We start from the raw sequence: 17524 nt of genomic DNA on the forward strand, positions 1-17524 counted from the left end.
TCTTCGACGTCGACGGCACCCTCGTCGACACCACCTACCTGCACACGGTGTGTTGGTGGGAGGCGCTGCGCCAGACCGACCAGCCGGTGCCGATGGCGATCTTGTCGATGTCGGGGGAGTACCAGGTGCCGCTGTCGAACGTGATGGTGTTGGTGCCGGCCTTGAGGGCGAGTTGGACGCCGACGGTCTCGGCCGTGCCCCAGTCGCCGGTGGAGGGGAACGTCAGGTAGGTGCGGTTGCCGCTGTTCGAGGAGACGTTCACCGAGCGCGCGTCACCGCTGACGTAGGAGACGGCGACCGTGTAGATGCCGTCCGTCTGCACGGTGACGTCGTTGAACCGCAGCGCGCCGCCGACGTAGAGGTTGCCGACCTTCTGGCCGCCCGAGCAGGCGTCGCAGCCACCGACGGAGGCGTTGCCGCTCAGCGTGTTGGCCGCCGACTCGGCCTCGTAGCTCGTCGAGGCCAGGGCGGCGCCCGGTCGTACCGTGAACAGGCGCGAGCCGTGCGCGGGCAGCGCCGCGGTGATCCGGTTCTTCTGCGGCCCGAGGTTGCGGCCGTTCCACACGTCGCGCACGGAGGCGTTGCCGGTGAAGCCGAAGGCGGCCCAGTGGGCGGTGACCGAGGCGGGCGCGTCGGCCAGGTTGAACAGGGCGACCGTGTAGCTGCCGTCGGGGTTCTTCGCGCCCCAGACCTGCTGGTCGCCGGTCGGGGTGACCGGCCGGGCGGGTGCCCCGCCGTTCTGGTCGATGGCGATGACCTCGCGGTTGGTCAGCAGGGACAGGCCGTAGTCGTCGAGGCGGGTGAGGTCGTCGCCGGTGTACAGCGGCGACTTCGAGATGGCCCACAGGGTCGCGTACGACTGCCGCTCGGCTTTGGTCAGACCGTCCATCTCGCCGTTGCCGACGTTGAGCGAGTCGAGATCGTTCCACCCGCCCGGGCCGGCCTTGCGGCTCCAGGCCGGCGCGTCGGCGAACCGGTCGTCGACCGAGTTCTCCCAACTGACCAGGGTGTTGCAGTAGCACTCGACGTCGGTGTCGATCCGCCAGCCGTTGGAGTACCGCTTCCAGTCGGCGGCGTGGTTGATGTCCAGCGACCACGACAGTTCGAGGTGGATCGGGCGGCCGGTCGTCGCGATGGCCTTCTGCCAGGCGGCCACGTCGGCGACGTTGTCGTAGTTGTCACCGGACTTGAACGAGCCGGGGCCGACGCCGTCGAGCTTGAGGAAGTCGTATCCCCAGTCGGCGAACATCTGCGCCTGCGAGTCGATGTACCTCTGGGCGCAGGGGTTGTCGAAGTTCAGCTTGTAGGCGCTGTCCCAGCCGTTCGTGGTGCGCAGGTCCTGGTGGACGATGTCGGCGGTGGTGCAGCCGGGCGCGTTCCAGATCGGCGCCGCGCCGCCCGCGTACGCCTCCTTCTCCAGCCCCACGGGCAGGTAGATGCCGGCCTTCAGGCCCTTGGCGTGGATGTGGTCGGCGACCGGCTTCATGCCCCGGGGGAAGCGCACCGGGTCGGGGGTCTGCCGGGCGTACTGGTCGAACCTCGGCACCCAGGCGTTGTCGCGCCACCAGCCGGCGTCGATGTTGACGTACTCGTACCCGTACGGCTTCAGCTTGGCCGCGAGGGCATCGGCCTGCCTGAGGACGTTCGCCTCGGTGAGGTAGCTGTAGTCGCCGTCCGGGTTGAGGCCCGGGTACTTCGAGGACTGCATGCTCCAACTGGTCCACCCCATGAAGGGGCGCTCGGCGACGCCGGCGCTGGCCGCCGTCGCCGTCGGGGACGACCCGGCCGGAGCGGCCTGGGCCGGGACGCGCCCCCGCCGAGGAGCACGGCCAGCGCGACGGCGGCCACACCGGTGCGGGTGCCGCGCCGGCCGCCGGTGGCCCGGAAACGTCTGTGGGGTGTCGTCGGCATGGTCAACCTCCTGGTGGCGGGGTGGGTGAAGTCGAGCGCGACGTGCGGGCTCAGGGGACGACGAGCGACTGGATGCTGACGGCTGCCGCGCCGCGGGCCCACTCCTCGAAGGGCAGCGGCCGGATGGAGAGGGGACACCGCGCGGCGGCCCCGAACGCCTGCCGTTCGAAGCTCGTCCGGATGTGGCTGTCGAACAGGTCGTAGGCGGCCAGCCCTTCCCCGGACACGACGATCCGGGTGGGGCCGACGAGGTTCGCGACGGCGGCGATGCCGCAGCCGATGGCGGTGCCGGCCCGGGTGAAGACGGCCCGGACCCGCTCGTGGCCGCCGCGCGCCAGGGCCACGGCCTCGTCGATGGTGAGCTCGGGTCGACCGGTGTGCTCGCGGGCCCGCGCAACTATCGCGTCGGTACCGGCGATCGACTCCACGCAGCCACGGCCACCGCAGTGGCAGTCGGGTCCGGCGCCGTCGACGGTCAGGTGGCCGATCTCGCCGGCCACCCCGTACGAACCGGAGACCAGCCGGCCGTTGACGACGAGGCCGCAGCCGATGCCGGTGCCCACGGTGACCAGGGCGAACGACTCGGCGCCCACCCCCTCGCCGAACCAGTGTTCGGCGGCGGTGAGCGCCTTGACGTCGTTCTCCACCGTCACGGTGAGGCCGGTGCGCTGAGCCGCGAGTCGACCCAGCGGCACGTCGCGCCAGTGCAGGAAGGGGGAGTAGCGCACCAGCCCGGTGGTGCGGTCGATGTCGCCGGAGAGGGCGAGCCCGAGCCGCCGGACACGGGTACGGTCGCCGGGGAACGCGCCGAACAGGTCGTCGACGAGCCGGCCGACCTCGATGAGGACGGCCTCGACGTCGGGATCGGTCAACGGCCGGCGGGCGCTGGCGTGGACCTGCGCGCGCAGGTCGCACACCACACCGATCAGCGCGTCGGCGGTGATCTTCACGCCGAGGAAGAACGCGCGTTCGGCCCTTACGGCCAGCGGGCTGGCCGGGCGTCCGGCGCCCGGCCCGGTGCGTTCGGTGGCCGCCAGTTCGTGCAGGTAGCCCAGGTCGATGAGCGGGCGGGCGGCCTTGGTGACCGCCGCGGAGGAGAGCCCGAGCCGGCGGGCGAGGGCGACGCGACTCACCGGCCCCTCGGTCAGCACCGTGGTGAACACCGCCGTGGCCGCCGGGGGCCCGGCGACCGTGCCGCTGTCCGGAAACATGGACGAAACCTAAGGCGAATACTTAACTTCTTCAAGTATTGATTTGCCTCGGTACACCGTCCTAGAGTCGGCGGCAATGGCGGGTGCTCAGCTGCGGGAACGCGGCAGGCAGTCCTTCTTGTACTTCAGGCCCGACCCGCACCAGCAGGCGTCGTTGCGCTCCGGTGGCCAGGGCACCCGCGCGCCGGGTCGCGCCGACACCTCGGCCGCGTAGCCGGCCCGGATCTCCGGATCGGACGGATCCCCGTTGCGGCTCCGGGCGAACGCGTCCAGCCCGGCCACCGTCGCGGCGAACACACCCAACCCCGTCCGGCCGGCGCCCGCCAACCGGACCAGCGCCTTCTCCAGCCGGGCCCGGTGCGCGTCCCAGTCCGGCCCGTACACGTCGGTCAGCTCGGCGTGCTCCGCGAGCAGACGGTCGAACTCGTCCCGGCGCCAGAGGAGCAGATCCGAATCGGCGCCCTGACGCTCCGCCGCCCGGCGGACGAGTTGGTTCTCCAGCCGGTCGGCCAGGTCGTCCTGCCGGTCGTGCGGCAGGTTGAGCTCCCGTCGTACCCGATGGCGCTGTTGCAGCAGGAGAAAGAGCACGCCGGGCGCGTCCGGCGGACCGACCTCCGGGTCGGCCGCCGGGGCGCGCTCACCGAGCAGCGTTTCCACCGCCTCGCTCAGCCACGTCTCGGCGATCGGCGAACGACCGCCGGCGTCCAACGCCGCGCTCAGGTACGCCGGCGCGTCGGGCTGCGTGAGCAGCAACGGACGCAGCGCCGTCAGCTCCGCCATCGCCTCGTCGTCCCGACCACCGGCCCGGAAGAGTGCGCGCGCCCGCAACGCGCGGGCCACCCCGGCCCGAGGATCGTCACCCGACGGGTACGCCTCCAACGCCCGGTCCGCGTACCGCAGCGCGGCATCCGGTCTCGCCCGGATCTCCGCGATCTCGGCGGCCAGGGTCAGCGCGTCGCCGGCGTCATCCGGATCCTCCAGGCGGCCCTGCTCCGCGGCCTCGGCGAGGTCCGCGGCGACACCCAGCGGGTCGCCGCCCCGAGCGCCGAGCGGCGCAGTTCGGCCAGGTCAGCCTTGGTGAGTACGTCGCTCGTCGGCACCACCTCACGGTACGTCGGGGTGCTCCCGGCCGGCCCGATTATGGCCATCTGCCGTCAACCCGTCGTCGGTAGCGTCCGGTCGCCAGTTTCTCGACCAGACCGCACAAAGGATGAGTCATGGGCACGGTGGATCGGCGTACGTTCCTCAAGGCGATGGGAGTTCCCGCGATCGGCGCGGCGCTCCCGCTGGATCTCAGCAAGGCGCTCGCCATCCCGGCGAACAACCGGACCGGCACGATCAACGACGTCGAGCACGTCATCATCCTCATGCAGGAGAACCGCTCCTTCGACCACTACTTCGGCACCATGCGCGGCGTACGCGGCTTCGGTGACCCACATCCGGCGACACTGCCGTCCGGCAAGGACGTGTGGCACCAGCCCGACGGCGCCGACGAGCTGCTGCCGTTCCGGCCCGAGGTGAAGGACCTCGGCCAGACCTTCCTGCCGGACCCGCCGCACGGCTGGAACGACGGGCACGCCGCCTGGAACGACGGCCGGTTCGACAGGTGGGTGCCGAACAAGGGCGTCACGGCAATGACCTACCACACCCGCCAGGACCTGCCCTACCACTACGCGCTCGCCGACGCCTTCACGGTCTGCGACAGCTACCACTGTTCACTGATGGGCCCGACCGATCCGAACCGCTACCACATGTGGAGCGGCTGGGTCGGCAACGACGGCAAGGGCGGCGGCCCGGTCATCACCAACGCGGAGGCCGGCTACGACTGGTCGACGTACCCGGAGCGACTGGAGCGCAACGGCATCTCCTGGAAGGTCTACCAGGACGTCGGCACCGGCCTCGACGCTGCCGGCTCCTGGGGCTGGACGAACGACCCGTACATCGGCAACTACGGCGACAACTCACTGCTCTACTTCCACCAGTACCAGCACGCGCAGCCCGGAACGCCCCTCGCCGACCGGGCCAAGACCGGCACCGAGATCCGCACCCAGGGCCGCGACCCCGAGGCGCTGCTCGCCGACTTCCGGGCCGACGTCGAGGCGGGCCGCCTGCCGCAGGTCTCCTGGATCACCGCACCCGAGGCGTACACCGAGCACCCGAACTGGGAACCGGCCTACGGCTCGTGGTACATCTCGCAGGTCATCGACATCCTCGCGTCGAACCCCGAGGTGTGGAGCAAGATGGCGCTCTTCATCACGTACGACGAGGAGGGCGGCTTCTTCGACCACGTGGTCCCGCCGACGCCCCCGCAGACGCGCGAGCACGGCCTGTCGACCGTACCGACCACCAACGAGATCTTCCCCGGCGACAACGACCACCCGGCCGGCCCGTACGGCCTCGGCATCCGCGTACCGATGATCATTGTGTCGCCGTGGACGCGCGGTGGTTACGTCAACTCGCAGGTCTTCGACCACACCTCGCTGATCAAGTTCATGGAGACGCGGTTCGGCCACGGCCGCCCGGACCTGATCGAGAAGAACATCACCCCGTGGCGGCGCGCCGTCGTCGGTGACCTGACCACGGCCTTCGACTTCCGGCACCCGAACCGGTCGCGCGAGGTCAGGCTGCCCGACACCGACGACTTCAAGCCCGACGACCTGGTCCGGCACCCCGACGAGGTGCCGGTGCCACCGGTCGACCAGCGGCTGCCGAAGCAGGAGCGTGGGGTACGCCCGGCGCGGGCCATCCCGTACACCCTGCACGCCGACGGTCACGTCGCCGACGGCGCGATCCGCGTCGACTTCCGCAACTCCGGTGGCGCCGGCGCGGTCTTCCAGGTGCGCCGGGCCGGCAGCACGGACGCCCCGCGCAGTTACACCGTGGAACCGGGCAAGCACCTGACCGACACCTGGGACGCCAAAGCCGGGTACGACCTGTCGGTGCACGGGCCGAACGGGTTCTTCCGCCGATTCACGGACGGCCAGCCCGGCGGGCACGCGACTAACCTCGACATCGCCGCCTCGTACGACGAGCGCGACCACAAGGTCGTCCTCACAATGCGCAACCGTGGCGCGAAGCGAATCGAGGTGACCGTGCGGGACGGGTACCACTCCCGTCCGGTGACGCTGGCGGTGCGTCCCGGCGAGACGGAGCGGGCGCAGTGGACGCTCACCCGAACCCACGGCTGGTACGACCTAGCCGTCACCGTGGCCGGTGCCGCCGGGTTCGCGTACCGCTACGCGGGTCACGTCGAGAACGGTAAGGACAGCATCAGCGACCCGTCCCTCGGCGGGCTCGTCTGATCGACGTCGCGGCACCCGGACCGCTGCCGGTCCGGGTGCCGGCCCGGGCGGGTGCGCACCGCCCGCTCGAGGCGGATGTGTCAGTGAGCGTTATGACTCACAGGCATATTTATGACTCCGAGTCATAACGCTCCTCGCGGTATCCACTCGCGCGGACGCCACGCTCGTGTCGTGCACGCCGCGCCCGCCCTGCTCACAACTCCTCGTACACCGCTGGGTCCTGGTCCGCGAGACGCCCGTCGGGGCGGCCCAGCCCGCTGATGGCCTCCACCTCCGCATCGGTGAGCGTGATGCCGAAGACGTCCAGGTTCTCGAGCTGTCGCTGCGGGGACGCGGCCTTCGGCAGCGGAATCACCTGACGCGCCACGTGCCAGGCGAGGATGGCCTGCGCCGGGCTGACACCATGGGCGGCCGCGATCTCCACGATCGTGGGGTGCTGCCGCAGGTCGTTGCCGTGCCCGAGCGGGCTCCAGCCCTGCACCAGGATCCCGTGCTCCCGGTGGTAGTCGATGGCCTCCTGTTGCGGGAAGTACGGATGCACCTCGATCTGGTTGACCACCGGGGCGACCCCGGTCTCCGCCACCAGCCGGTCGATGTGCTCGGGCAGGAAGTTGGACAGGCCGATGTACCGGACCAGGCCGCGCTCGCGGGCCTCGATCAGCGCCCGCCACGCCTGCACGTACAGGTCGACCTTCGGGTTCGGCCAGTGGATCAGGTAGAGGTCGATCCGGTCGAGCCCGGTGCGGAAGACGCTCTCCTCGATGGTGGTCAGCGCCTCGTCGAAGCGGTGGTGCCGACCCGGCAGCTTCGACGTCACGACAAGCTCGTCGCGTACGCCGCCGGCCGCCCGGGCGGCCCGACCCACCGCGCCCTCGTTCTCGTAGTTCACCGCGGAGTCGATCAGCCGGTAGCCCGCCCGGATCGCCTGACCGATCGCGTCGACACCGACCGCGCCGTTCAGCCGGTACGTGCCCAGCCCGATCGCCGGCAACGTCGTACCGTCGGCTGCCGTCAGGTGCGGGATCGCCATGGTTGATCTGCCTCTCGTCGACCGTGACTGGACCCTACCCGTGCGACGGTGGCGGAGTGCTACGCGTCAGCTGTGGCCACGTCGTCGGTGGCGGGCCGAATGCGCGACGACCAGCCCGCACACCAGAGGTATATGGGTCAGCCGGCCCCGCCTGAGCGCTGGATGAGGTGCTGGACCCACTTGTCGAACCTGCTGCTGGCGCCGCCGAGCAGACCGGTCAGGTCCTGTTCGGTGACCACGCCGCGGTCGGTCAGCGACATGATGAGGCGGCGCAGCCGTCGGTGGTCGTCGGCCTCGGAGGGGTCGACGGGGTTGCCGGTGCCCATGTGCCGTTGCAGGTCCTGAAGGATGTCCATCATCTGCGGCAGTGTCTCGATGATCTGCGACAGGCCGGTCTCGTGTGGGCTCGACGAGCCGCGCAGGTCCTGCAGGGTGAGGGCGACCGACATCGGGGTGACGATGTCGGCGTCGTCGGTCATCGAGTCGATGGCCCGGCCCAGCTGCTCCTTGGCAGCGTGCACGCTGCGCAAATTCCTGTGGTCGACCAGGATCGTGCGCATCCCCTGCACGTCGAAGGGGAGCTGCTGGTCCTTCGCCATGAGCTGCACGAACGGTTTACGCAGTGCGTGCCGCACGGCCAGCTCGTAGAAGACGTTCGCGTTCTGGTCGGTGAGGTCCGCGATGACCAGGTCGTTCTGGATGATCCGGTCGAGCACCTGTGAGGTGATCAGGCCGGCGCGTTCGATCTCGTCACCCCGGATCGCCTGGAACCCCCGCTCCTCGACCACCGGACGGATGACGTATTCGAGGATCTGGTCGCTGCGCTCGCGGATCTCGGAGCCCTCTGGGCCGATCGGAGCGATGACGAAGCATTCGCGTCGGGTGGGCTGCCCGTTAGCGTCCCCCATGCCGCTCAGCGTAGAGGAGATCGGCAAGCCTCGCTGTCACGCCGGTCGTGCCCCGGCCCGCTCCCGGTCCCACTGGGCGCGGTGCGTGGCGAGCAGCCGCCCGGCGTCGGCCGCCGCGTCGGGCTCCACTGGTTCCCGTGCCCACCTGTCGAGGACCTGTGTCATGCCGTCGACGAGGTGCCGGCCGACAGGGGTGAGGCGTGGTTGCGCGGCAAGCACCCGCACTGTCTCTCCGGCGGCTCGGGTCCACCTGACGAACTCGACCTCGGCATGGTGACGGGCCGCCCGGTCCCGCTCGACGAGCCGCTGTCGACGCCAGAACCCGGCCACCCCCAGGTGGGCGTACGCGCCGTGCAGGAGGCCCTCCAGCGGGCGGGGGTCGGGCCGCCACGGCGCGTAGAACGGCTCGTCGGGGCCGGGCTCCACCAGCGCGAACAGGTCGGTCAGCGCGGCCAGCTTCAGGTGTTGGATCTCGTGGGCCAGGGTGACCGCCGCGGAGCGGGAGTCCGGCGGCAGGGACATCGCCACCGCGCCGAAGCCGTGGTGGAACGTGCCGCTGCGGACTCCGGCCCGCGGCGTGGCGAGCGGCACCAGCGCGCGCAGCGCCACCGACACCTCCTCGGCGACCGTCCGGTGCTCGTCGGCGAGCAGGCGCCAGGCCCCACGTAGCCGGTGCTGCCACCGGCCCGGATCGCGGACGGAAGCGGCGATCGGATGGGCGCCGACCCCGAGCGCCACAGGCACGTGCCGCCACGTGCCGGTGTCCAGCAGCAGCCGCAGTGCCAGGCCGCCATGGGTGGCCCGCAGTTCGGGGAAGGGTCGCCAGCGGTGGTCGGGCGTGTGGTCGTACCCGATCTCGATCCGCTCCCCGGCGCAGCGCACCTCCGCCCGCCCGCCGGCGCAGCGCACGCGGGCCCGGGTCGCCGTGGGTCGACCCGCAGGGTGCCCAGGCCGGGCAGGTCCAGCCGGCCCGGCGTGGCCGGGTCGAGCGGCACGTCCAGGTCGCGTCCGCGCGGGCCCGCACCGCCGCGGCGGCGGCTACCGCCGCGAGCAGACCGGGGTACGCCGCCGCGCGTTCGCCGCGGCTCAGCAGCGACGCGGTGCCGAAGGCCCAGGCTGCCACCGGCGGATGGCCCCACGCCGCCCGGCGCTGGTCCTTCTCCAGGCCACCCACCAGCCGGTACGCCGCCTCGACCGCCGCCCGGTCCGGGTGGTCCACCCGGTGGGTGAGGACGACCAGCGCCCGGATCAGCAGCAGGTTCTTGCTGTGCTGGGCGGCGCGCAGCTGCTCGACGGCGGCCGGCCCGCCTCCGCCCGTGGCGAGGTCGTCGAGGACGCTCCGGGACAGCCGGTGCCCGGCCGGCGTCACCGTCGTACCTTCCGCAGTGCCGTCACGTCCCGCTGCACCGTGCGGCGGATGTGACCGATGAGCCGGTACAGGTCGGCGCAGTACACCGACGGGTTGTCGAAGCCGCTGCCGGCGCGCCACCGGTGCGTGTAGAGGCCGCCGCCGCAGACCTGGTGCAGGTCGCAGGCACGGCACTGCGCGCAGAGCCCGGCCGCCCCGGCCTGCTGGGCCCGGACGCCGGGCTGGTCGAGGGCGGCGTCGAAGTCGTCCCGGTCGACGTGCAGGCCGGTGCTCCCGGCGCGGCGTGGGCGGTGCCGAGGGTGTCGTCCATCTCGATCGCCCCGTCGGTCTCCACCACGGCCACGGCGACCGGGCTGACCCCCACGCCGGCCAGGCGGGAGGAACCGCCCAGCAGAAGCTGGATGATCTCGTCGAAGAGCCGCACCCTGGTCGGTTGCCCGCCGCCGGAATACCACTCGTCGAAGACCGCGCCCAGCCAGTCCGCGTAGGGGGCCTGCCGTGGATCGGAGGTGCGACCGGCGGGCGGCGCCGACCAGGTGCCGTGCGGTAGCAGGAAGTCCACCACCGGCGGCCGGTGGGCCAGCAGACCGCGGTAGGTGGTGATCGGATCGTTGCGCAGGTCGACGGTGCACAGCAGACCGTTGAACAACCGCCGGTACGACCCGGTCAGCCGGTGCAGCGCGGCCTCGACCCGGTGGTGGCTGCCCCGACCGTCCGGCCCCCGCCGGTGCCGGTCGTGCGCCGTGCGGTCCCCGTCGAGGCTGACGCTGACGCGCACGTCGAGCCGGTCGAACAGGCGCAGGAAGGAGTCGTCCAGGCGGACGCCGTTGGTCTGCACGGTCATCCGCACGGGAACCGGGGCGGCGCCACGCCGCAGCAGCTCGACGGCCCGTCCCAAATCGGACACCCCCGCCAACAACGGCTCCCCACCGTGCAGGACGACACTGACCCGGTCCAGTTGGTGCCGGCGGGCATGCTCGCCGATGCGCTCACCGGTGCGTGCCAGCATCGCCGCCGACATCGTCCGGGGCCTGTTGCGCCAGCGTTGGTCAGCCATCGTGTACACGTAACAGTGGTCGCAGGCCAGGTCGCAGCGGCTGTGCAGCTTCACCACGAACTGTCGGAAGGGGACCGGACGCCCCGGCGGCGCGGGACGGACCACCGTGCCGAGTGCCGGCCGGTGGCCGCCAACGGATCCGGGTATCAAACGCTCCGCCGTCCTGTCGGTCGCCGGTCGGGCCACCTACCAGAGTGGAGCATACATCGACAGATGACGTTCCGGGGGGTCGCCGCTGACCGGCCGGCGCCGGGGTGGACCCGTCGTACCTGGTCCCGCCGCCGTCCGGGTGTCCGCAGCAGGAGCGGCGCACGGTTATCATGAGGACACTCAGCGGATCTGGCCACCGGTCAATGTCTGGCCCGGCGGTGGGGCCGAGCGGGCGCGGCGCGACACGGAGACAGGCGGTGGTCGGGGATGGACACCGGAGAGGACGACCTCCGTTCGGAGCTGATCGACCTGACCGAACTTGACCTGGCCGAGCTGGACGCCCTCCCGAGCGGTGTCCTCGTCGCCGCGCTGGGGCGGCTCGACCGCCGTGCCGTCGCAGGTGACCAGTACGCAGGCTTCGAAAGCGCCCTCGATGGCGACGACTGACCCCACGGGCGCCGCGGCGACGCCGGCGACCCGCATCACCGCCCGGGCCGGGGGAGACCGATGAAGATCAGCAGGGATGAGACAGCGGGTGTCGCCACGATCGTCTCGTTCGTGTCGCCCGCCGACGACACCGGCCGCAGCAGCGCGGTGGCCAACGTCGCCTGGATCCTCGCCGGCAACGGCAAGAAGGTGCTCGCCGTCGACTGGTGCCCGAAGACCCCCCGGGTCCACGACTTCCTGCGCCCGGTCCAGGTGGACGCCGTCGCGGCGGCCCCGGCACTGGGCGACGACCTCGCCGCCGTGCTCACCCCCGCGTCGGACGCGCCGCCGGTGCCGCCCGCGACGGTGATCGCACCGGCCGCGCCCGAGCAGGGCACCCTCTACCGGTACGCGGTGTCCGGCTCGGCCGCCACGTTCAGCATGGTCGGTCTCGGCGCCACCGCCGGCGGGCTGCCCACCGGTGATGCCGCCCGGATCCGGCAGTTGCTCCAGCAGACCGACTACGACTACGTCCTCATCGACGCACCGGTGGATCTGAGCGCCCCGGGGATCACCCACAGCGCGGTGCTCAGCGACGTCGCGGTGGTCTTCATGCCACCCCGTCGGCTGTCCGTGCAGCACGCCGCGGGGCTCGCCAAGGAGTTGCAGCAGCGGGCCACCGGCGGGATCCGGGTGCTCGCAGCGCCAACCCTGCACGAGGTCCTTGACCCGGGGCACGGCGGGTCCCGGGACTACGTCCGGCAGTCCTTCGCCTGGCTGCTGGAGAAGCCGGCCGGCGACGCCCCCGGCCCCGCGTCGACGGGGATCGTGGAGGTGCCGGCGCACAACTACGACACCTTCGACGACGTGCTGTCCGTGCTCGCCGACGACCCGAACGACGCGAACAGCCCGCTGGCCGCGTACGAGCGGATCACCGAGTGGATCACCGGGGGTGAGGTCACCCGCGCGGCGCCGGTGCCGGACCCGATCCGACGGCGTTACCGGCGCGCCGTGCTGCTGGAGCCGGCGGAGAACCTCGGCGACATCGCCGTGGCGTACGACCCGGTCGACCGGCCCTGGGCGGACTGGATCGGCGGGCAGTTGCGCCGCGCCGGAGTCCGGTCCCACCTGCGGGCGGTACGCCCCGGCGCGAAGCCCGTCTTCGGGCCGGACACCACCGTGCTGGCGGTCCTCTCGCCGGATCTCGCCGAGACGGCCGGGACGGATCTGGCCGGCCTGCGTCCGGACTCCGCCGATGTCTCGGCGGAGGTGCTCGGCGTGCTGGTGGCCGGCGAGGCGTGGCGGGAGCCGTCCAGCCCCGAGCGGGTCGTCGACCTGCGCGCCGCCGACGCCGTCCGGGCGCAGTCGTTGCTGCTGAGCCAGCTCGGCCTGATCGCCCCCGCGCAACCCGCCGGGGACCTGCGCAACGTGCCCCGCTTCCCGGCGGATCCCGACCGGCGGGTGCGGTTCAACGTGCCTCCCCGCAACCCGTCGTTCGTCGGCCGCGACGACTATCTGGAGCGGCTGCGCGACCACCTCACCAGCGAGGACGGCCCGGTGACCCTCACCGGCGGGGCGGGGGTCGGCAAGAGCGAGCTGGCCCGCGAGTTCGCCCACCGGTTCGCCTACGACTACGACGTGGTCTGGTGGATCCCCGCCCAGGACCGGGAGACCGTGCAGACCGGGCTCGGCGCGCTCGCCGACGAGATCAAGGCGGTGGACAGCACCGGGGCGGCGGAGGCGGCCCTGAAGGCGCTCGCCGCGGCCGACGGCGCCTTCCAGCGCTGGCTGCTGATCTACGACAACGCCGACGATGCCGACGTGCTGACCGGCCTCTGGCCGCAGGACGGCGCGGGGCACGTCCTGATCACCTCCCGGGACGACGGCTCCTCCGGGCTGCCGTCTCCACTGGAGGTCGCCGCCCTGACCGGCGACGAGAGCGTGGCGATGCTGCGCCGGGTGCTCGGCATCAGCACCGAGGACGCCCGGGCGATCGCGGTGGCGCTGGAGCACCTGCCGCTGGCCCTGCGCCTGGCGACGGCCTGGATGCGGCAGCGCGCCCTGGGGTTGGAGCGCGGCGGCGTGCCCAGCCTGGAGGCGGTGGGCCAGAGTGTCCGGGAGCTACTGGCCGCGCTGGAACGGCAGTCCGACGAGGATCTCGGGGAGAGCATTCCCGGATCGCACACGTCCAGCGTGGCCCGGGTCCTGCGGATCACGCTGGAGGCGCTGCGTGCCACCCCCTTCGGGGAGTTGGCCATCCGGCTGGCCGAGCTGAGCGCGTTCCTGTCCCCGGAGGGCATCGGGCTACCACTGCTGCGGTCCACGTCGATGCTGACCCAGCTCGCCGCGGCGTCCGGCAGGGACGCGGACGAGCTGCTGCTCGACGCCGGTGAGGTGGACCTCGTCCTCACTGTCGGTGCGCGCTTCGCGCTCTACGACGTCGACTGGGGGCACGGGTCGGCGCTGCGGATGCACCGCGCCATCCAGGTGCTGCTCCGAGGGGCTATCCCCGAGCCCGAGCGGTGCGAGCGGCACCGGCAGGTCCTGCGGGGCCTCGCCGGCTACGCCCCGACCGATCCGGAGGCCGACGACACCCGCTACGCCGACGTCTTCGACGAGCTGCAGCAGCACCTCGTCCCCTCGGGTGCGCCGGAGTCCGACGACCTGCGGGTCCGGCACTGGGTCGTCAAGCAGGTGCGCCACCTGTACCTGTCCAACGACAGCGATGCCTGGCGCTCCGCGCTGCTGCTGGCCTCGGCGGCCTGCGAGCGGTGGGACGGTGGCGACGAGATCGACCAGTTGACCATGCGGCTGTTCGCCCAGGCCGCGAATCTGCACCGGGCGCTGGGCAACTACCAGGAGGCGTTGCGGCTGGACGAGCGGGTGCTCAGCGAGCAGCGCCGCCGCTACGGCCTGCGCCACTTCCGTACCCTGGTCGCCGGCCGGGGTCGCGGCGGTGACCTGCGCGGTCTGGGTCGATTCGAGGACGCCCTGGTCGAGGACCAGGCCACCTTCAAGGGTTTCCGTGAGCTGGTCGGCGACGACCACCCGAACACGCGGATGGCGGTGAACAACCTCGGCATCTCGTTCCTGCTGACCGGTGACGCACCGGAGGCGCTGCGACTGGCCCGTCTGGAGCGGGATCGCCGGATGCTGCTGTTCGGCCCGGAGGACCCGCGGACCTGGCGGGCGTCGTGCCAGGTCGGCACGTGCGAGCGGGAGGTCGGCGAGTACGAGCTGTCGCTGGCCACCCTGCGCGAGGCCCTCGCCCGCATTCACGAGCTGCCCACCGGCAGCCTCCTCGACGAGCTGCGGGTCAACCGCAGCCTCGCCGTCACCGAGCGCCGCCTCGGTTTGACCATTCCGGCCAAGAAGCGCAGCGCGGAGACGTACAGCGGCTATGTCAAGAACCTCGGCGAGGACCACCCGCTCACCCGGGGCAGCCTGCTCAGCCTGGCGGCCGACTACTACCGGGCCGGCGACGCCGGGATCGCCGTGAAGAGCGCCATGCGCTGCCTGCGCGGCTACGAGCGGAAACTGGCGGCGGGGCACCCCTTCACCGCGGTCTGCTCGGTCAACCTGGGCCTGTTCCAGCGCGGTATGAGGGAGTTCGACCAGGCCGTCTGGTACGGCGAGCGCGGCCTGCGCTCGCTGCGGTCGAAGCTTGGCGACGCGCACCCGTGGACGTTGGCGGCGACGACCGCCCAGGCCGGCCACCTGGCCGCCCGTGGCGACCTGGACACCGCGCTGTCGACCCAGGAGGAGGGGCACGCGACCGCCCTGGGTTACCTGGGCCGCGCCCACCCGGTCACCCGGGACGCCGCCGCCAACCTCGCGGCGATCCGCGCGTTGCGGGACGGGACCCCGGGCGCCGCCACGCTGACCGACGCCGACATCGATGTGCCGCAGAGCTGAGGGAGTGACCTGGTGACGGATCCGGAGCTGCACGACGCCGTGGTCGAGGAGACGGCCGAGCAGGACGTCCCGGGCTTCCTGAAGAAGCGGGACCTCTGCCGAGGGTTGCTGCTCAGCGGCTGCGGCGTCTACCACGTCGCCCACTACACCACCGGGGTGCTCGATTTCGCGCTGGACCTGTTCGCTCACCCGTCGGCCCCGCCGTCCGAGGACGAGGCGGACCCGTCGCAGCGCCGCGAGGCGTACCGCCGGGTCGGCGCGCAACTGGTGTACCGGGTCAGCGAGCTGCACCGCCGGCTGGGGGAGTTGCACACGGGTGCGCTGATCCGGACGGTCGTGCAGACCCGCACGGGTCTCGTCTTCTGCAACTCGGTGGTCGGCAACGAGCACGTGGTCGGCTTCGGCGCCGTAGCGGGAGCGGACGCCGAGCCGGTGGCCGATCCGAGCCGGGTCAGCGTCGTCGACCGCGCGGCCGCGCAACTCGCCACCGACCTGCGCCGACTGCTGCGGCAGCGGTCGCAGAACCCCGGCGGCTGGGAGGCGGACACCGACGGTGAGCCGACACCGGCCCCCACGTCCGGGGAGGAGTTCCGGCCCTACGTGACCGGGTCACCCTCGCCCGACGGGACGCTCACGGCGGCGTTGCGCCCGCAGGGACTGCACTACCTGAGCCACCACCGGATGGGTGACCAGGAGTGGGCGGTCGACATCCTCGACCATCCCGACCTGGACCCGTTCTTCAACCGGGGGGTCACAGTGGTCGATCGGCGGGACCGCTACCAGCGCCTCGCCGGTGACCTGTCGCTGCTGGCCCTGCAGGTGGGTCGGGACCTGCGTCGGGCCGTCGCCGGGAACGTCACCCGGCTGGTGCTCGACGTGGAGATGGGCGCGGTCTTCTACTACCGGCTCTCCCCGGACGACTACCTGGTGGGCGTCACCCTCAGCCAGGACTCGGTCGCCCGCGCCGACCAGGAAATGGCGACGGTGGCCCGACGGCTCACGCGCGGCCTGAATTGTCGCGAGGATTCACGTGGTTCGCGATTGAGGTGGTTGGCCGGCGCCGATATCCTCACCTCGGATCAACGAGGTTCGACGCGTCGGTTGGGTGGCCGTGACCGTACTGGCGAGATCAGCGGCCGTGGTCGCCGCCGCCCTGGCCGGGCTGATCGTGGCCTGGGCCGGCGACGTGGACGGGCTCGAACGAGCGCCCACGTACCTCCTGCTCGCCTCGGTGCTGCTGGCGGTGGGCCTGGTCGGGAGCACCCGGGACATCAGCCTCGCCGACGTTCGCGCCCACCTGGGCACCCTGCTGCTGGCCGTCACCCTCGGCGTGGTCGCCAAGGCCGCGCTCATCGCCGGGGTGATGGTGCTGGCCTTCCGCGATCCCGCGTTCCTGGTCCTCGGCGTGGCCGTCGCCCAGATCGACCCGCTCGCGGTGGCCGCGATGAGCCGCCCCGACCGCACCTCCGCCCGGGCGCGCTCCATCCTGTCCATCTGGGCGTCCTTCGACGATCCGATCACCGTGCTGCTGACCGTCTACGTCTCCGCGTTCGCTCTGGATCTCAGCGGAGGTGACGGCGGCGCGCTCGCCGGCGCGATCAGCGACCGGCCCCTGGATCTGCTGGTCGACCTGCTCGCCAACGTGGCCTTCGCCGCGGGCGCCTGGCTGCTGTGGCGGCTGCTACGCGCCGTCGGCCTCCGCGAGGACGGACCCCGCCCCCGGCTCCGTTCGGCGCTCAACTGGCTGGCCGTGGCGGTGCTGATCGCGCTGGTCCTCTTCGCCGCCTGGCAGTTCCTCATGCTCGGCCTGGCGATCGCCGGGCTGTTCTTCCGGCCCCGGCTCGGCCCCGTCGTCGGCCGGTCCACGCAGGCGGCGTACCTGGTCGCCACGTTCCTGCTCGGGCTGCTGCTCGTCAACGGCGTCGACGTCGTGCCCGGCGTGGTGCTCGGGCTGGCGGCGGTGGCGGCGCAACTGGTGGTGTCGGTGCCGATCACCCGTGGCCTGCCCGCGGCCGACCGGCGCTACCTCGCCTGGGGGCAGCAGAACGGCATCACCGCGGTGATCCTCGCCCTCGTCCTCGAACGGGACTTCCCCGGCACGGTGGGGATCGTGGCGACGGCGATCGTGGTCATCAACGTCATCCACGCCCTGGCCACGGCGGTGCTCGACCGGCGTCGCCCCGGCGGTCCGGGGAACGCAACGCCCCCGCCGGACGCCGACCCGACCGGGCGCCCCGCATGCGCG

14 protein-coding genes are annotated in these 17524 nt (G+C 72.1%); 5 read left to right on the forward strand and 9 right to left on the reverse strand.

Annotated features, from left to right (window positions below; all coding sequences use genetic code 11):
* Nucleotides 1-34 precede the first annotated feature (34 nt).
* The 4 genes from JNW91_RS08195 to JNW91_RS32045 all read right to left on the reverse strand — a co-directional run bounded on the left by JNW91_RS08195 (nt 35) and on the right by JNW91_RS32045 (nt 4222).
* Complete coding sequence (locus tag JNW91_RS08195) at nt 35-1729, reverse strand: alpha-galactosidase D (RefSeq protein WP_255545039.1); 1695 nt, start codon at nt 1727-1729, stop codon at nt 35-37.
* Between the two features lie 232 nt (nt 1730-1961).
* Nucleotides 1962-3122: an ROK family transcriptional regulator gene (locus tag JNW91_RS08200; protein ID WP_203174291.1), complete on the reverse strand. Its 1161-nt coding sequence runs from the start codon at nt 3120-3122 to the stop codon at nt 1962-1964.
* Nucleotides 3123-3209: 87 nt separating this feature from the next.
* Nucleotides 3210-4001, reverse strand: a complete 792-nt coding sequence (locus JNW91_RS08205) for an SEC-C domain-containing protein (RefSeq protein ID WP_238424596.1) — start codon at nt 3999-4001, stop codon at nt 3210-3212.
* 68 nt (nt 4002-4069) lie between these two features.
* A complete protein-coding gene (locus JNW91_RS32045) occupies nt 4070-4222 on the reverse strand; it encodes a hypothetical protein (RefSeq protein ID WP_238424597.1) in 153 nt (50 codons plus the stop codon).
* Nucleotides 4223-4339: 117 nt separating this feature from the next.
* Between JNW91_RS32045 and JNW91_RS08210 the strand changes: the two genes are divergently transcribed.
* Nucleotides 4340-6424 (forward strand): phosphocholine-specific phospholipase C, encoded by a 2085-nt coding sequence (locus tag JNW91_RS08210; RefSeq protein WP_203174292.1) that lies wholly within the window; start codon nt 4340-4342, stop codon nt 6422-6424.
* A 193-nt stretch (nt 6425-6617) separates the two neighbouring features.
* On the opposite strand, the gene JNW91_RS08215 is transcribed toward JNW91_RS08210, so the two are convergent.
* The 3 genes from JNW91_RS08215 to JNW91_RS08225 all read right to left on the reverse strand — a co-directional run bounded on the left by JNW91_RS08215 (nt 6618) and on the right by JNW91_RS08225 (nt 9271).
* On the reverse strand, nt 6618-7454 hold the full coding sequence (locus JNW91_RS08215; protein WP_203174293.1) for an aldo/keto reductase: 837 nt from the start codon (nt 7452-7454) through the stop codon (nt 6618-6620).
* A 137-nt stretch (nt 7455-7591) separates the two neighbouring features.
* The gene (locus JNW91_RS08220) at nt 7592-8362 is read right to left on the reverse strand and encodes a hypothetical protein (RefSeq protein WP_203174294.1); all 771 of its coding nucleotides are present in this window, start codon (nt 8360-8362) and stop codon (nt 7592-7594) included.
* Between the two features lie 36 nt (nt 8363-8398).
* Nucleotides 8399-9271 carry an aKG-HExxH-type peptide beta-hydroxylase gene (locus JNW91_RS08225; protein ID WP_203174295.1) on the reverse strand — a complete coding sequence of 291 codons (873 nt, stop codon included), beginning with the start codon at nt 9269-9271 and terminating at the stop codon, nt 8399-8401.
* A 220-nt stretch (nt 9272-9491) separates the two neighbouring features.
* Here JNW91_RS08225 and JNW91_RS08230 point away from each other — a divergent pair, with 220 nt between their 5' ends.
* Nucleotides 9492-9785, forward strand: coding sequence for a hypothetical protein (locus JNW91_RS08230; RefSeq protein WP_203174296.1), 294 nt, complete (start codon nt 9492-9494; stop codon nt 9783-9785).
* Here JNW91_RS08230 and JNW91_RS08235 read toward each other — a convergent pair.
* Nucleotides 9754-10842 carry a radical SAM protein gene (locus tag JNW91_RS08235; RefSeq protein WP_309244281.1) on the reverse strand — a complete coding sequence of 363 codons (1089 nt, stop codon included), beginning with the start codon at nt 10840-10842 and terminating at the stop codon, nt 9754-9756. The two genes, JNW91_RS08230 and JNW91_RS08235, sit on opposite strands and share 32 nt — an antisense overlap.
* A 363-nt stretch (nt 10843-11205) precedes the next feature.
* Between JNW91_RS08235 and fxsA the strand changes: the two genes are divergently transcribed.
* From fxsA to JNW91_RS08250, 3 genes are read left to right on the forward strand one after another with little or no spacing between them, the layout of a single operon-like run.
* Nucleotides 11206-11385 (forward strand): FxSxx-COOH cyclophane-containing RiPP peptide, encoded by a 180-nt coding sequence (fxsA, locus tag JNW91_RS08240; RefSeq protein ID WP_203174297.1) that lies wholly within the window; start codon nt 11206-11208, stop codon nt 11383-11385.
* 60 nt (nt 11386-11445) lie between these two features.
* Nucleotides 11446-15279 (forward strand): FxSxx-COOH system tetratricopeptide repeat protein, encoded by a 3834-nt coding sequence (gene fxsT, locus JNW91_RS08245; protein ID WP_203174298.1) that lies wholly within the window; start codon nt 11446-11448, stop codon nt 15277-15279.
* 12 nt (nt 15280-15291) lie between these two features.
* A complete protein-coding gene (locus tag JNW91_RS08250) occupies nt 15292-16854 on the forward strand; it encodes a hypothetical protein (protein WP_203174299.1) in 1563 nt (520 codons plus the stop codon).
* 106 nt (nt 16855-16960) lie between these two features.
* On the opposite strand, the gene JNW91_RS08255 is transcribed toward JNW91_RS08250, so the two are convergent.
* Nucleotides 16961-17425 carry a hypothetical protein gene (locus tag JNW91_RS08255; RefSeq protein ID WP_203174300.1) on the reverse strand — a complete coding sequence of 155 codons (465 nt, stop codon included), beginning with the start codon at nt 17423-17425 and terminating at the stop codon, nt 16961-16963.
* Nucleotides 17426-17524: the final 99 nt, after the last annotated feature.

It is taken from the genome of Micromonospora parastrephiae (assembly GCF_016802865.1).
In the GTDB taxonomy this organism is placed as follows: Bacteria; Actinomycetota; Actinomycetes; order Mycobacteriales; family Micromonosporaceae; genus Micromonospora; species Micromonospora parastrephiae.

Bases quoted from the DNA above. Each gene is read 5' to 3' on its own strand.
- fxsA (WP_203174297.1), top strand. From the start codon at position 11,206: ATGGACACCGGAGAGGACGACCTCCGTTCGGAGCTGATCGACCTGACC.
- JNW91_RS08230 (WP_203174296.1), top strand. From the start codon at position 9,492: ATGGCCCCACGCCGCCCGGCGCTGGTCCTTCTCCAGGCCACCCACCAG.
- JNW91_RS08200 (WP_203174291.1), bottom strand. From the start codon at position 3,122: ATGTTTCCGGACAGCGGCACGGTCGCCGGGCCCCCGGCGGCCACGGCG.
- JNW91_RS08210 (WP_203174292.1), top strand. From the start codon at position 4,340: ATGGGCACGGTGGATCGGCGTACGTTCCTCAAGGCGATGGGAGTTCCC.
- fxsT (WP_203174298.1), top strand. From the start codon at position 11,446: ATGAAGATCAGCAGGGATGAGACAGCGGGTGTCGCCACGATCGTCTCG.
- JNW91_RS08220 (WP_203174294.1), bottom strand. From the start codon at position 8,362: ATGGGGGACGCTAACGGGCAGCCCACCCGACGCGAATGCTTCGTCATC.
- JNW91_RS08215 (WP_203174293.1), bottom strand. From the start codon at position 7,454: ATGGCGATCCCGCACCTGACGGCAGCCGACGGTACGACGTTGCCGGCG.
- JNW91_RS08195 (WP_255545039.1), bottom strand. From the start codon at position 1,729: ATGGGGTGGACCAGTTGGAGCATGCAGTCCTCGAAGTACCCGGGCCTC.